This is a genomic window from Streptomyces sp. NPDC007875 (genome assembly GCF_042868035.1).
Taxonomy (GTDB): Bacteria; Actinomycetota; Actinomycetes; order Streptomycetales; family Streptomycetaceae; genus Streptomyces; species Streptomyces antimycoticus.
Genome location: NZ_JBIADZ010000011.1, coordinates 133,909 through 147,600 on the forward strand (window position 1 = coordinate 133,909; position 13,692 = coordinate 147,600).

Annotated in this window: 10 protein-coding genes; 5 read left to right on the forward strand and 5 right to left on the reverse strand. The window is 71.2% G+C overall.

What is annotated here, in order from left to right:
- Positions 1-3: 3 nt before the first annotated feature.
- Positions 4-1,980 carry a tetracycline resistance ribosomal protection protein Otr(A) gene (gene otr(A), locus ACFYOY_RS23720; RefSeq protein ID WP_388589364.1) on the reverse strand — a complete coding sequence of 659 codons (1,977 nt, stop codon included), beginning with the start codon at positions 1,978-1,980 and terminating at the stop codon, positions 4-6.
- A gap of 287 nt (positions 1,981-2,267) precedes the next feature.
- Here otr(A) and ACFYOY_RS23725 point away from each other — a divergent pair, with 287 nt between their 5' ends.
- Positions 2,268-3,734, forward strand: a complete 1,467-nt coding sequence (locus ACFYOY_RS23725; RefSeq protein WP_351886504.1) for a glycoside hydrolase — start codon at positions 2,268-2,270, stop codon at positions 3,732-3,734.
- A 9-nt stretch (positions 3,735-3,743) separates the two neighbouring features.
- Here ACFYOY_RS23725 and ACFYOY_RS23730 read toward each other — a convergent pair whose 3' ends face one another.
- The gene (locus ACFYOY_RS23730) at positions 3,744-4,352 is read right to left on the reverse strand and encodes a TetR family transcriptional regulator (protein ID WP_351886507.1); all 609 of its coding nucleotides are present in this window, start codon (positions 4,350-4,352) and stop codon (positions 3,744-3,746) included.
- Positions 4,353-4,487: 135 nt separating this feature from the next.
- Between ACFYOY_RS23730 and ACFYOY_RS23735 the strand changes: the two genes are divergently transcribed.
- Complete coding sequence (locus ACFYOY_RS23735) at positions 4,488-5,315, forward strand: NAD(P)H-binding protein (protein WP_351886510.1); 828 nt, start codon at positions 4,488-4,490, stop codon at positions 5,313-5,315.
- Positions 5,316-5,536: 221 nt separating this feature from the next.
- Here the strand turns inward: ACFYOY_RS23735 and ACFYOY_RS23740 are convergent, their stop codons facing one another.
- Complete coding sequence (locus tag ACFYOY_RS23740; RefSeq protein ID WP_351886513.1) at positions 5,537-6,616, reverse strand: Ku protein; 1,080 nt, start codon at positions 6,614-6,616, stop codon at positions 5,537-5,539.
- Between the two features lie 30 nt (positions 6,617-6,646).
- Between ACFYOY_RS23740 and ligD the strand changes: the two genes are divergently transcribed.
- Positions 6,647-7,603, forward strand: a complete 957-nt coding sequence (ligD, locus tag ACFYOY_RS23745) for a non-homologous end-joining DNA ligase (protein ID WP_351886516.1) — start codon at positions 6,647-6,649, stop codon at positions 7,601-7,603.
- Positions 7,600-8,538 (forward strand): ATP-dependent DNA ligase, encoded by a 939-nt coding sequence (locus ACFYOY_RS23750; protein ID WP_351886519.1) that lies wholly within the window; start codon positions 7,600-7,602, stop codon positions 8,536-8,538. Before ligD ends, ACFYOY_RS23750 begins: the two co-directional genes overlap by 4 nt.
- A 488-nt stretch (positions 8,539-9,026) precedes the next feature.
- Here ACFYOY_RS23750 and ACFYOY_RS23755 read toward each other — a convergent pair whose 3' ends face one another.
- On the reverse strand, positions 9,027-10,049 hold the full coding sequence (locus ACFYOY_RS23755) for a pyridoxal-phosphate dependent enzyme (RefSeq protein WP_351886522.1): 1,023 nt from the start codon (positions 10,047-10,049) through the stop codon (positions 9,027-9,029).
- Between the two features lie 381 nt (positions 10,050-10,430).
- Between ACFYOY_RS23755 and ACFYOY_RS23760 the strand changes: the two genes are divergently transcribed.
- A complete protein-coding gene (locus ACFYOY_RS23760; RefSeq protein ID WP_388589372.1) occupies positions 10,431-11,210 on the forward strand; it encodes a helix-turn-helix transcriptional regulator in 780 nt (259 codons plus the stop codon).
- A 118-nt stretch (positions 11,211-11,328) separates the two neighbouring features.
- Here ACFYOY_RS23760 and ACFYOY_RS23765 read toward each other — a convergent pair whose 3' ends face one another.
- The gene (locus tag ACFYOY_RS23765; RefSeq protein WP_388589579.1) at positions 11,329-13,206 is read right to left on the reverse strand and encodes an IS481 family transposase; all 1,878 of its coding nucleotides are present in this window, start codon (positions 13,204-13,206) and stop codon (positions 11,329-11,331) included.
- Positions 13,207-13,692: the final 486 nt, after the last annotated feature.

Here is a 13,692-nt window from a genome sequence, read left to right on the forward strand (position 1 = left end):
CGCCTAGGCGTGTGGTTCGCGCGCAGCCCCGGCGCGCAGCGGCCGGTCGGCGCACGGCCGTGACCACCACACCCCCTCGCCGTGCGTCAGCCGGGGCAGGACGTGCTCGAAACCGTGCACCCGGCGGGCCGGGAGCTCGCCCCGGAGCAGCCATCCCGTGGCGCCGTCCACGCTCTCGCGGATGTCCGCCTCGGCGGCGGCGAGTTGGGCGGTGACCGCGGTGAGCGTCTCGGGCGGGAGCTCCAGCTCGAAGGCGTGGTACGGCTCGTACACCCGCCACCCCGCCCGCTCCAGGGCCTCCTCGAGCACCACAGGGGTGACGTCGCGGAAGTCGGCCGCGGTGCTCACCGGGCCGAGGAAGCCGGAGCGGACGAGGACGACCCGGCAGTCCGTCACCGAGCGCCCCCGGGGGCCGTGGAACAGCGTGTCGTACACGGTCTCCTCGATCGCGTTGTGGAACGCGCGGGGCAGCGCGCCCAGTTCGGTCTCGTAGCCGAAGACCACCCCGGCGCCGCGCGCGGTGGGCTCGACGCGCAGCCCGACGGTCGCCCATGGCCCGGTGTGGCCGGAACGGGCGATCTCACGACCGGCCTCGCCGACCCCCGAGGGGCGTTCGACGAGCACGGGACGGCTCGGTTCGAACTCCGCCTCAATGCCGTAGTCCTGGGCCAGCGTGGCCGCGATGATCTCCTTCTGCACCTCGCCGTACAGCAATACCGAGGTGGCTCCGCCCGGCATCGCCCGCGCGTGGATCAGCGGATCCTGGTCGGCCAGGTCGAGCAGTGCGGTGTGCAGCCGGGACGCGGCGGCGGCGCCGGACTCGCGGGCGTGGACGAGGGTCTGGAGGGTGGGCGCGGCGAAGTGCGGCCGGTCCGACGGGACGCCGAGGACGGTCCCGAGCAGGTCGCCGACCCGGACGCCGGGCAGCCCCTTGATCCGCGCGATGTTCCCGGCGGTCAGCGGCCCCCGTGCGGCCCCCGCCTCGCCGACGACCTCCAGCGCGGTGATCTGCCCGGTGTGCTCGGTCAGGACGCCGCCGGGCCCGCGGCGGTGCAGCGTCACCCGCTGCCGCAACGCCACCTCACCGGAGAACAGCCGCAGATACGCCGTACGGCCACCCCGGGTACCGCTGCCTCCGCCCGGGCCGCTCCGGCCGCCGCCTCCACCGCGCTCCACGGCGAAGACCGTGCCCCGCGGCTCCGCCCCGCCCGGCGCGGGCGGCACCAGCCGCGCGACCCCCTCGACCAGCGCCCCGACGCCCTGACCGCTGAGCGCCGAGCCGAAGAAGACCGGATGCACCAGCCCCTCCGCCGTACGGGCCGCCAGCGCGGCCCACACCTCCTCGGCCGAGGGGAGCGGACCGTCCACCACCCGCGCGAGCATCGCGTCATCGAGCTCGGCCAGCACCTCGGCCGCCGCGGTGCGCATCCCCGGATCGTCGAGGGAGCGCGAGCGGACGTGCGCGTTCCGCGTGCCCAGCTCCCGTACCGCCGTCAGGGGGAGGAGATGCGGGGCCAGGGTGCGCCGGATGTCGGCGAGCAGTCCCGCGTCGCGGGCGCCCGCACGGTCGATCTTGTTGATGAAGAGCAGCACCGGAAGCCGCAGCCGCCGTAGCGTCTTCATCAGCACCCGGGTCTGCGCCTGGACGCCCTCGACGGCGGACAGTACGAGCACCGCGCCGTCGAGCACGCCGAGGGCGCGTTCGACCTCGGCGATGAAGTCGGAGTGGCCGGGGGTGTCGATCAGATTGAGCTGGGTGTCCCCGGCGGTGAGGGACGCGACCGCGGTCCGTACGGTGATTCCGCGCTGCCGCTCGATCTCGCCGGTATCGGTCTGGGTGTCCCCGGCGTCGACGCTGCCGAGCCGGTCGATCACCCCGGCGTCGTAGAGCAGCCGCTCGGTGAGGCTGGTCTTACCGGCGTCGACATGGGCGAGCACGCCGATGTTGAGGGTCCGAGAGATGCGTGGAGAGCTGGGCATGGATGCTGAGGTCCTCGAAGACGGTCGTCCGGTAGGGGCGCTGAGTCGTTCCGAGGAATCGGCGCATCTGTTGCTCCTGTGCTCCTGCTCGTAGCGGTGAGTTCCCGGACATCGTGGACACGGGGGCGGACGGAGGCAACCGAATTACCGACGGCCCATCACCGCGCCGGGCCGTCATCCGCTCGCCCGCCCGTTCGTAGAAAGCGCTGTCACACCCCTCGACAACGCCCACCGCTGCCCCGACGCTTCGTAGGCGACGGGGGCCGGTGCGGCGGAGGGGACGGACGATGCGGCGCAGAACGTTTCTGACGGCGGCGGGCACCACTGTGCTCGGCGCCGCGCTCATGACCGGCACCGCGTGGGCCGACGAGACCATCGGCGTCGACCCCGGGACCGACCACGGGGCCTGGGAGGGCTGGGGCACCTCACTCGCCTGGTGGGCCAATCTCTTCGGGCAGCGGGACGACTTCGCCGATCTCTTCTTCACCACCAAGGCCGTGGGCTACGGCGGCGGATCGCTGCCCGGCCTCGGGCTGAACATCGCCCGCTACAACCTCGGCGGCTGCTCCTGGACCAGTGTGGGCGGTGAGTCCATGGTGGCCTCGCCCAACATCCCCCGGTTCAAGCAGATCGAGGGCTACTGGCACGACTGGAACAGCGAGGACCCCGCCTCCTCGGCCTGGCACTGGGGCGCCGACGCGGTCCAGCGGGCGGCGCTGGTCAAGGCCGTTCAACGCGGCGCCGTCAGCGAGCTGTTCTCCAATTCGCCCATGTGGTGGATGTGTCTCAACCACAACCCGTCCGGCGCGGCGGACGGCGGCAACAACCTCCAGTCCTGGAACTACCGCCAGTTCGCGCTCTATCTCGCCGCCACCGCCCGCTACGCCCAGGACCACTGGGGCGTCCGCTTCGCCACCGTCGAGGCGTTCAACGAGCCGTCCTCCGCGTGGTGGAAGGCCGACGGCACGCAGGAGGGCTGCCATATCGACGCGGCGGTCCAGCGGGCCGTCCTCGGCCACCTCCGCACCGAGCTCGACGCGCGCGGGCTGACCGGCACCCGGATCTCGGCGTCGGACGAGACCAGTTACGACCTGGCCCGCACCACCTGGGGCTCCTTCGACACGGCCACCCGCGCCCTGGTCGACCAGGTCAACGTCCACGGCTACCAGGGCTCGGGCGGCCGCCGCGATCTGCTGTACACGGATGTGCGTGCGGCCGGTAAGAAGCTCTGGAACTCCGAGACCGGCGACAAGGACGGCACAGGGCTGACCCTGGCCACCAACCTCTGCCTGGACTTCCGCTGGCTGCACCCCACGGCGTGGTGTTACTGGCAGGTGATGGACCCCAGCGCCGGCTGGGCGCTGATCCACTACGACCCGGACTCCGCCCAGCCCGGCGCCGTGCAGACCAAGTACTACGTGCTCGCCCAGTTCACCCGGCATATCCGCCCCGGGATGCGGATCCTGGACACCGGCTCGGACCACGCCGTCGCCGCGTACGACCCGGGCGCGCGCCGGCTCGTCCTCGTCGCCGTCAACCCCGGCGCCGCGCAGACGCTGACCTTCGACCTGTCCCGCTTCGGCCAGGTCACCGGGGGCACCGGCGGGCTGGTGCCGCGCTGGTCCACCCACACCTCGGGTCCCGGCGATCTGTACACCGCGCGCCGGGACACGGCGCTGGACGGCAAGCGGCTGAGCGTTCCGTTCGCCGAGAAGTCGGTGCAGACGTTCCAGATCGACGGAGTGGTGGAGTAGGGCGGGGTCTCACGCCGCCAGGTGGCGGATGATCCGGCGCAGCTGCTCCTCCCACCGCTCCCGGAACTCCGGCGAGTCCGGCTCGATGCCGAAGATCTGGCGGACGGCGTGCGGCATCGTGGCCGGTGCGGAGACCACGGCGTAGCACATCAGCAGCACGGCGGCCGGGTCGAGGTCGTCCGCCAGCTCGCCCTCCGCCTGCCGGCGCCGCATGTCGGACAGGTCCTCGGGCTGCTCGTCCGCCACCTCGCCGGTCAGCGCGCGCCAGATGGACAGCCGGATGCCGCGGGGGTCGTCGAACGCCTCCCGGAGGTAGCGGACGAGCAACTCCTCGAAGGGGACCGCGGGGTCGTTGAAGGTCGCCTCGCGCCTCAGCCACTCGCGGCCCAGCTCCCGGTAGAGGCCCTCCTTGCCGCCGAAGTAGTAGGCGATCAGCTGCTTGTTGAGACCCGCCCGGTCTGCGATGTCCTGGACGCGGGCGCCCGCGAACCCCTTCTCGGAGAACACGTCCCTGGCCGCCTCCATCAGCAGCCGCCGGGAGCGCTCCGGGCACTGCTTGCGCTCCTCGGGGGTGGGGGCGCGGCGGGGCCTCTTGGGCGTCCCCTGCATGGTCGTCATCTCCTCTTCCTCGACCCGGACAGGCTAGCCGGGGGGTCCCGACAGGCTCTCATCTAATCGTTTGACAACATCATCCGTTTGGATGAATCTGTCTGCGGTTATGTACCCGTCGCAGGACACGCGAGGAGATTCATCATGTTCGTGGTGACCGGAGCCACCGGAAACGTCGGCGGTTATGTGGTGAAGGAGCTGGCCGACGCGGGCGCCGAGGTGCTCGCGCTCACCCGCGACCCCGAGGCGGCCCGGCTACCGGAGGGCGTGCGGGCGGCCCGGACCGAGGAGATGCCCCTGGACGGCGCCACGGCGCTGTTCCTCAACCCCGCCGTGGTGTGGCAGGTGGGGACCGAGAAGCTCCTGGAACGGGCCAAGGAGAGCGGTGTACGGCGGATCGTGATGCTCTCCTCGTCCTCCGTCCTGCAGGACCTCGATCCGCACACCAACCCGATCGGCGTCCGCCACCGTGCGCTGGAGGACGAGGTCGAGCGCACGGGGCTGGAGTGGACGTTCGTCCGCCCGGGCGCCTTCGCCGCGAACTCCCTGCAGTGGGTGGACCAGATCAAGGCCGGGGACGTGGTGTACGGGCCGTACGCCGAGGCGCAGATGGCTGCCATCCACGAGGCCGACATGGGTGCGGTCGCCGCCCGTGCGCTGCTCGCCGACGACCTGGTCGGCCAGGCGCCCGAGCTGACCGGACCGGAGTCGCTGAGCTTCGCCGATCAGGTGCGCATCATCGGTGAGGTCGTCGGTCGGCCGCTGCGGTACGAGGAGATCCCGCCCGAGGCGGCGCGGGAGCGGATGGTCGGCGACTTCCTCACGCCGGAGATGGCGGACTCGCTGCTGCGCGTCTTCGCGGAGTTGGTGGACCGGCCGCAGGCGGTCTCGCCGGAGGTGGAGCGCATCACGGGCCGTCCCGGGCGTACGTTCGCGCAGTGGGTGGAGGACCGGGTGGCCGCGTTCCGCTGACCGGGGTTGCGCCTGCGGCGGGCCTTCCCCTACCCGCCCCTCCCCACAACCGGGGCTCCGCCCCGGACTCCGCTCCTCAACCTCCCCCAGCTACCGCTGGGAGGTGCCCCCTGGGGGCTGATTTCAGCCCGTCCGGCGCTTGAGGACACGCCCGAAGGGCGTCCGGGTCCAGGGGGCGGAGCCCCATGGACCGGAAAGGGGCGGGCAGGGGAAAGCCCGCCTCAGGAGGCGGTCCGCGTGCCGCGCCCGCCCGTCTGCTTCTTCGCGGTGGTCTTCTTCGCCGCGGTCTTCTTGGTCGCGGCCTTCTTCGTGCCCGTCGTCTTCCCGGCGGCCTTCCCCTCGGCCTTCGCCGCCTTCGTCCCGCTCCTCTTCGCCGCCGTCTTCTTCTCGCCCGCGGGGGCCTTCTTCGCCGCGGCCTTCTTCGCGGGGGCCTTGCCGCGCAGCTCGTGGACCGTCGCCTCCGCCCCCTCCTCCTCTTCCTCGGCTCCGCCCTCCGCGGCCTCGCCGGCCTCGGCCTCCCCGCCCCGGGCCTCCTTGGCGCTGCGGACGCTCTCCTTCAGCGCCGCCATCAGGTCGACCACCTGCGCGCCCGCGGGCCGCTCACCGGGTTCGGCGATGGGCGTGGCGCCGGACACCTTCGCCGCCACCAGCTCCTCCAGTGCCTCGTGGTATTCGTCGTGCAGATCGTTCAGATCCACCTCGCCGAGCGTCTCCATCAGGGTGTCGGCGAGGTCCAGTTCGGCCGGCTTGACGGTCACCTTCTCCTTGGGGGCCACCCCCGCGGGCTCGCGCACCTCGTCCGGCCAGAGCAGCCGGTGCAGCGCGATGGTGTCGCCCACGACCCGGAGCATCCCCAGCCGCTCGCGGCCACGGTGGGCGTATTTGGCGATGGCGACCTTCTCGCTGCGTTTGAGCGCCTCGCGCAGCAGGGTGTACGGCTTGGCCCCGGCGGCGCCGGTGGTGCCCAGGTAGTAGGCATCGCCCATCTGCAGCGGGTCGATCTCGGCGGCGGAGATGAACGCCTCGATCTCCAGGGTGTGGGTGGTGGGGAGCGGAAGGGCCGCGAGGTCGTCGTCGGTGATCGGGACCAGCGCGCCGTCCGCGTCCTCGTACGCCCGCCCGATCTCGCTCGACTCGACCGGACTGTCCTCGAGCTCGCAGACCTTGCGGTAGCGGATGCGGCCGCCGTCGCGGGTGTGGATCTGCCGGAACGAGATCGAGTGGTCCTCGGTGGCCGGATAGATCTTGATCGGAATGCTCACCAGGCCGAAGGAAATATTCCCATTCCAGATAGATCGCATACTTGATCCCTTTCGTGAGATTCTTATCGTATGTCCCCGATTGCGGAGGTGGAGGGGCGGCGGATCACGCTCAGGAACCTCGACAAGGTCATCCATCCGGCCACCGGCACCACAAAGGGCGAGCTGCTGCACTACCTGGCGTCGGCCGCGGACCCGCTCCTCGGCCATCTGCACGGGCGGCCGCTGGCGTTCCTCCGCTACCCGGACGGCCCCGACGGTCAGAAGTTCTTCACCAAGAACCCGCCTCCGGGCACGCCTTCCTGGGTGACGACGGCCGAGGTCACCCGCCATAAGGGGGAGACCGCGGAGCAGGTGCTGATCCAGGACCTGCCCTCGCTGATGTGGGCGGCCAACCTCGTGGTGGAGCTCCACGCCCCGATGTGGCGGATCGACCAGGGCGTGGGCATCGCCGACCGGCTCGTCTTCGACCTCGACCCCGGGCCGCCCGCCACGATCGTGGACTGCCGCGTCGTCGCCGTATGGCTGCGCGAGCGACTGGCCGCCGACGGCCTTACGGCGTACGCGAAGACCAGCGGCTCCAAGGGGCTGCATCTGCTGGTGCCGGTGGAGCCGACCCCCTCCCGGCAGGTGACCGCCTACGCCAGACGGCTGGCCCTGGAGGCCGCGAACGCCATGCCGGACCTGGTCATCCGCAAGATGACCCGCGCACTGCGGCCGGGGAAGGTGTACGTGGACTTCAGCCAGAACGCGGCCGCGAAGACCACCGCCGCCCCCTACACGCCTCGCGCCGTCCCCGAACCGGCCGTCTCCACGCCCGTCACCTGGGAGGAGGTCGAGGAGTGCCAGGCCCCGGCGGCGCTGTCCTTCCTGATCGACGACATCCCCGCGCGGCTCGAACGTCACGGGGATCTGCTCGCCCCGCTGCTGGACCCCGGGCAGGCGCGCCCGCTTCCGACGGGCGAGGGCGGTGCCGGTGAAAGCGACGGAGAAGAGGACGCCGACGACGAAGGCGCGGTCGACCGATGACGTCGTCCCATGAGCCGCCCCTTCAGCCGCCCGTGGACGTGGCGCTGGCCCGCGTCGTCCCCACCCTGCCGACCGCCCCGCCCGGACGGCGGCTGGCCTACGAACCCAAGTTCGACGGCCATCGGCTGCTGATCTTCCGGCTGGCGGACGCCGTAAGGATGCAGGCCCGCTCCGGCCGCATCATCACCCGCGCCTTCCCCGACCTGGAGGCCGCCGCGCGGCCGCTGCCGCCCGGCACGGTCCTCGACGGCGAGGTGGTGGTGTGGGCGGGCAACCGTACGGACTTCGCCGCCGTCCAGAAGCGCGCGTTCGCCGCGTCCGAGTCCCGGGCGGGCCGGCTCGCCCGGGAACTGCCCGCCTCCTACGCCGCTTTCGACCTGCTCGCGATCGGCGAGGAGGATCTGCGGCCGCTTCCGTACGAACAGCGCCGGGCCAGGCTGATGGCGCTCCTCGAACCGCTCGGCCCACCGCTCCAGGCCGTGCCGATGACGACCGATCCGCAGCTCGCCGCCACCTGGTACGAGTCGCTTCTGGAGATCGGTATCGAGGGTCTGGTCGTCAAGGAGCTGGACCAGCCCTACCGGCCGGGCCGCCACTGGCGGAAGGTGCGCCATTCGGAGACGCGTGACGCCGTCGTCGTGGGTGTCGTCGGCCCCCGCCTCCGCCCGCGAGCCCTGGCGCTGGTGCTTCCCGGCGACGACGCGCCCGTGATCTCCGCCCCGCTCGCCACGGCCGTCCGGGCCCAGCTCAGCACGGCCCTGCGCGACCTGCCCGACCTCCAGCCCCCGCCCGCCGAACTCCCCACTGCCCTGGACCGGGTCGGCGCCGAGATCGCCTACCGCCCCATCGCCCCGGACCTGACGGTCGAGGTCCGCCAGGAAGGCACGGTCCGCCACGCGGCGACGAGGGTCATGCGCCTCCGTATCCCCGACTGACGCACCCCCTGGGCCACCGGCGGGGGGCCGCAGGACGGCGGGAGGGGCGGGGCCGCATCCCACCCGGCACCCGGCCCCGGGGACGAATACCGAGTGCGGACCGTGGGCGCCTGGGGCGGAAAGCCCCCCACCCCGCCCCTTCCCGAAACGAGGGACTCCGCCCCTCGCCCCCGCCGGGACTCAACCCCGGACCCGCTCCTCAAACGCCGGAGAGGCTGAACTCCCGCCACCGGCGGGGAGCCACGAGTGAGACGGGAGGGGCGGGGTCGCGGGGGTGGTGTCCTGGACGCTTTCGCATATGTGTGGCGCCAACCCCCGGCCCACCCCACGCCCCCGGGCACCGGCGCCGTAAATGTGCGGTCCAGGGCGCCGTACCGGAGGCCCAGCCCCCGGCACACCCACCGGCGGGGCTGCCCGGTAGGGGGTGCCCCGGTGAGGGTGCACCCCGCACCAGGGCAACCCTGGCGGGGCAGTATCGGCGACGCCCGTCAGGTCGACAGCGCCGCACCGCCCTCCGAACCCACCGAACCCTCCGGATCCGGCGGCCCGGTGACCACCGCCGTCACCCGGCCGCCCGGGGCCAGTTCGCCCCGCTCCACCAGCCCGTACACACCCCACAGCATCTTCGCCACATACCGCCGCTCCACCCGCACCCCATGCCGCTCCTCGAATCGAGCCGCGAATACCTCCAACTCCACCGGAACGCGCCCATACCCACCGCCGTGATAGCCGTGCTCGATCCGCCAGTTGCCGAACGTCCGCCCCCACCCGCGCCGGTGCAGCTCGGCCACCTCGCCCTCCAGGTAGCCGTCCGCCCCCTTCAGGACGGCGAACCCCACCGCCCGCGCACCGGCCGGGAGCGCGGCCGCGATACCGGCGAGGGTGCCGCCCGTGCCGACGGCGCAGCACACCACATCGCGGGAGCCCAGGTCGGGCAGCTCCGCGACGAGCTCCGCCGCCCCGCGCGCCGCCAGGACGTTCGTACCGCCCTCCGGGAGGACGTAGGCGCGCCCCCACCGCTCCTCAAGCCCCCGCAGCATGCCCGGGTCGTCCCCACTCAGGCCGCGCAGCGTCTCGCGGTAGTCGGAGCGGCTGACGAAGGCCAGCTCCATACCGTGTTCCTCGGCCCGCGCCAGCGACCAGTTGCGCGGCGCGTCGGCCAGCTCGTCGCCCCGGATGACCCCGACCGTCGACAGCCCATTCGCGGCTCCTGCCGCTGCCACCGCGCGGATGTGGTTGGAGTACGCCCCACCGAAGGTGAGCAGCCGGCTGTGACCCTGCTCGACGGCCGCGCGCAGATTCGGCGTGAGCTTGCGCCACTTGTTGCCCGGAGGGTACAGGTCCACTGGCGCATGTGCCCCGGGGGCGCCGGAAAGCCACTGATGGATGAGGTCATCCCGCTTGAGCCGCAGCTCCACGCCCCGGCGGGCAAGCCACTCGTCCTGTACGTCCTGCAACGGGGACGGCGGCCAGGACTGGTACAGGGTGGCGAGGTCTATCGGGTGTCTCACCTGTCCATTCTGACCGCTGGCCCTCGTTTACTGAGCCGTGCCGCCTGTGGGTCGTACGGACGCGGGGCCCGAGCCGGTCACGCAGCGTAAGCACTGGCACGGTGGCCATGTCGAGGTGAGGAGGGGAGCCAGAGGGTCACTGCTGATGATCACCACCTCGGCGCTCCAGGTCTGGCCACTGTCATGGGACACCCGCAGGCTCATGAGCCGCTGTCCCTTTTCTGTCTTGTCCATCACGATCTGCCTCTTCTGCCGCTTTGGGTCGTGATGGTCCCGCCATTGCCCAGGACACTGCGACGTCAGAAAAGGCGCTACTCGGGTGTCCCTCAAAGGGCGTCATTTCGGTGTCATTCGTGGGTGTTCAGGGCTAGCGTGGACGTCATGACGACCGAGGTACACGCACCGAATGACGCGCTGCGGGCCGTGCGGATCGGCCTGCGGATGAGCCAGGACGACTTGGCAAAGGCGCTCCGCCGGGCAGGTGTCGAATTAGGCGAGCCGAACGAGGCCAGCAAGCGGCTGGTCCAACGCTGGGAATCCGGTATCAGCAGATCGCCGAGGCCGGTCTACATCCGCGCGCTGGAGAGGGTGACAGGGGTGCCGATCGAGTCGTTGGGATTCGCCCCGCAGGTGCCCATGGCGAGAGTCCATGGTGATGAAGCAGGAGGGCATGACATGACACCGAGCGTGGAAGGTGTGGCCCCCGCTTCCGCCGACACCCGGGCGGGCCAGCAGACGGCGGCGGAGAACTACAGCGGCGTCTGGCTTTCCCGGTACGAGTACTACTCGTCAGGGCGGGAGGACGTCTTCGAGGGCAGGCACTACGTGGTGCTCGTGCAGCACGGCAACCGTCTGACGGGACGGTCACTCAACGGAGCATCCTTGAATCCCGACTCCCCGCTCTCCCTGGACCTCACCGTTGACCGGAGCGTGGTCACGGGCACTTGGACCGAGCAGACGGCCACCGGCGGCTACTACCAGGGGGCGTGCTACCACGGCGCGCTTCAGATGCTCGTGGAGCCGACCAGTCGCCGCATGGCTGGCAAGTGGGTCGGTTTCGGCAAGGACTTCGATGTCAACACCGGCCCATGGGAGCTGCGCCTCATGGACACCTCGGTCTCCAAGGCGACTCTGGAGCAGTACAGCGTCCCGCCGGAGTGACCGGTCCGCTCAGGGCGGCTCAACGGGTCGGCCATGCGCGGTAGCCAGAGGATCGGGCCAGTGTCGGATCCCAGCTGATGCTTGACGTTCCGGTCCCAGGTGATGCTTGACGGTGGGCCTAGACAACATGGGAAGCCCCATGGGGCTTGTTCGCTTTCACGTTACGGACCGGGACGTCGGTCGTGCGCCGGATCACCCGGACCTGGCCGTCCAGCTCGACGGTGATCGTCGTGTCCGAGACGTGCACGGTCACGGTCTGCCCTGCGTACGGACGGCCGAGGGACACGACCTGCCGACAGACCATGACCGTGCCCACCGCGCTGACCCGCCGCTGCACCCGCACGGGCTGGATGCCCGGTCGCGGCGGCGGTCCGGCCGGACGCAGGCCCCGCAGCCTGCGGACTTCCTCGCCGGTCAGCGGGTTGGGCCGCACCCGCAACAGCTCCCGCGAGGACGGATCGAAGAACGACAGCGTCTCCTCGTCAATCCGGATACCCACCTGGCGGCCGCCAAAGATCTCCGCCGCCAGCACCTGGTGCCCGCCCAGGCCCACCAGGCCACTGTTGTTCACGACCCGGTCCACCTCGAACGCCACCCCGTCACCGACCGGAAGCGGGGCCGGCCCGCCCGGACGCCCGCCTCGGGCCGCCAACCGTCCCAGATCCGCCACCGACAGGTGCGACCGCACGGTCTTGATCCGTGCTCCCGCGATCAGCAGATGGATCACCGAGGTGTCGGCCCAGAAGGTCACCGTCAGTCCTGAGCGGGCCGGTCCGAGCCAGAACTGCTTGCCCGCGACCTGCAGATTCCCACTCGCAGGCACCACCCGCTCGAACTCCACCGGCCCACCGGGCTCCACCGGCACCACTGCCGGGACCACCTCAGGCGGACCGGCATGAACAGCCGACGCTTCGGTTGGGACCGGATCCGCAGGAGGTATCCGCTGCTGCGGCACCAGCGCAAGCACTCCGGGGATCTTCAGACCCAGGACGTCCCGCTCCTGCTCGGAAACCGAGGCGAACCGGTCTCCCGGAGACTGCATGTCCAGCGCCTGATGCGGCCGCACGCAGTTGTATTCCTCCACCCACGCATCCAGTGCCGCCTGAGCCGCCTCGATGCTCTCGAACGCCCCGCAGTCATCCAGGAGTTCGCGCCGCAACGTCTGATGGAACCGCTCAACCTTGCCCGTCGTGGTCGGCGAGGCCGGCTGGGTGAGACGGTGCGCGATCCCGTTCTCCCGGCAGATCCGGTCGAACAGCACCTCACCGCCCTGCCCGAACCGGTCGGTGAACTGCTTGCCGTTGTCCGTCAGCACCTCCTCCGGCACCCCGAACACCCGCAGAGCGCCCACAAACGCCGCACAGACCGCCCGCCCGGTCGCCCGCTCGACCACCTTGGCGATCACGCAGTACCGGGAGTGATCGTCCACACCCGTCACGATCTTCGCCTCGGTCAGCTCACCGGTGACCGGGTTGACGAGCATCACGCCGCCGACGATGTCCATCTGCCACAACTGCATCGCACGGTCCCGCTGCCAGCGCTTGTAATCCGACCGCTTCCGCCGCCGCACTCCCGGCTCCACCAGCCACTGGCGGACCAAGATCCGATACACGGTCATCCGCGACGGCACCGGTGTGACTGTCCCGGACCGCTCCAGCACATGAGCGATCCGCCGCGGACCCCACCGCGGATGCTTGCGCCGCAGCTCACACACCGCCGCCTCCACCTCGGCAGAGGCCTGATGCGGACACGACGCCGGCCTGCGCGACCGATCCGCCAACCCGGCCAGCCCCGAAGCCTCATACCTCGACTTCCAGCCGCTGACCGTCTGCCGCGACACCCCGAGCTGAGCGGCGACCTCGGTCACAGTCGCACCCGCCAGCACTGCCAGGACAGCCCGGTATCTCTGCTCGACAACCGACAACTCCACCAGCGCCAATCCCGGCCTCCTGCCACGCGCCGCAACAACGCGCACAGAAAAGCCGATCACGGCCACTGTCAACCATCAGCTGGGACCGAACTGTCAAGCATCTCCCGGGACCGGACAAGAGGATCGGGCCAGGGCGCGTCTAAAGTCTCTTTACTTACTCAAGGGCGCGCCTGCGGCGCGCCGGGCGGCCAGGGCGCCCCGGCCGAGCTGCGGCCTGGCGGCCGGTCTCGTCCGGACGCCCACCGCCCGGCGAAGCGATGCGGCCCGGATGTGGGAGATACCCGCGAGCGGCACGGTCCGACTCCCTTTCGTGCGCCCCTCGACCGCCGTCGCGACAGGGCATCGTGGCGGGGGCCGACAGCCTCCGAGGCTTTAGACAGCCACCACGGGGCGAGCCTCCAAGACCAGGGGGCCGATCGGGCCATTGCGGGCAGGCGAGGAGCCAGCCCGATTCGCGGGCCAGCGTAAGGCCCCCTGGTCTCTCGCCCCGTGGCAGCTCCCGTCCAAAGCCTCTACGGCCATCGGCGTGCCCACAGCGCGCCTTTCAGGCAC

Bases quoted from the DNA above. Each gene is read 5' to 3' on its own strand.
- ACFYOY_RS23725 (WP_351886504.1), top strand. From the start codon at position 2,268: ATGCGGCGCAGAACGTTTCTGACGGCGGCGGGCACCACTGTGCTCGGC.
- ACFYOY_RS23730 (WP_351886507.1), bottom strand. From the start codon at position 4,352: ATGACGACCATGCAGGGGACGCCCAAGAGGCCCCGCCGCGCCCCCACC.
- ACFYOY_RS23735 (WP_351886510.1), top strand. From the start codon at position 4,488: ATGTTCGTGGTGACCGGAGCCACCGGAAACGTCGGCGGTTATGTGGTG.
- ACFYOY_RS23740 (WP_351886513.1), bottom strand. From the start codon at position 6,616: ATGCGATCTATCTGGAATGGGAATATTTCCTTCGGCCTGGTGAGCATT.
- ligD (WP_351886516.1), top strand. From the start codon at position 6,647: ATGTCCCCGATTGCGGAGGTGGAGGGGCGGCGGATCACGCTCAGGAAC.
- ACFYOY_RS23750 (WP_351886519.1), top strand. From the start codon at position 7,600: ATGACGTCGTCCCATGAGCCGCCCCTTCAGCCGCCCGTGGACGTGGCG.
- ACFYOY_RS23760 (WP_388589372.1), top strand. From the start codon at position 10,431: ATGACGACCGAGGTACACGCACCGAATGACGCGCTGCGGGCCGTGCGG.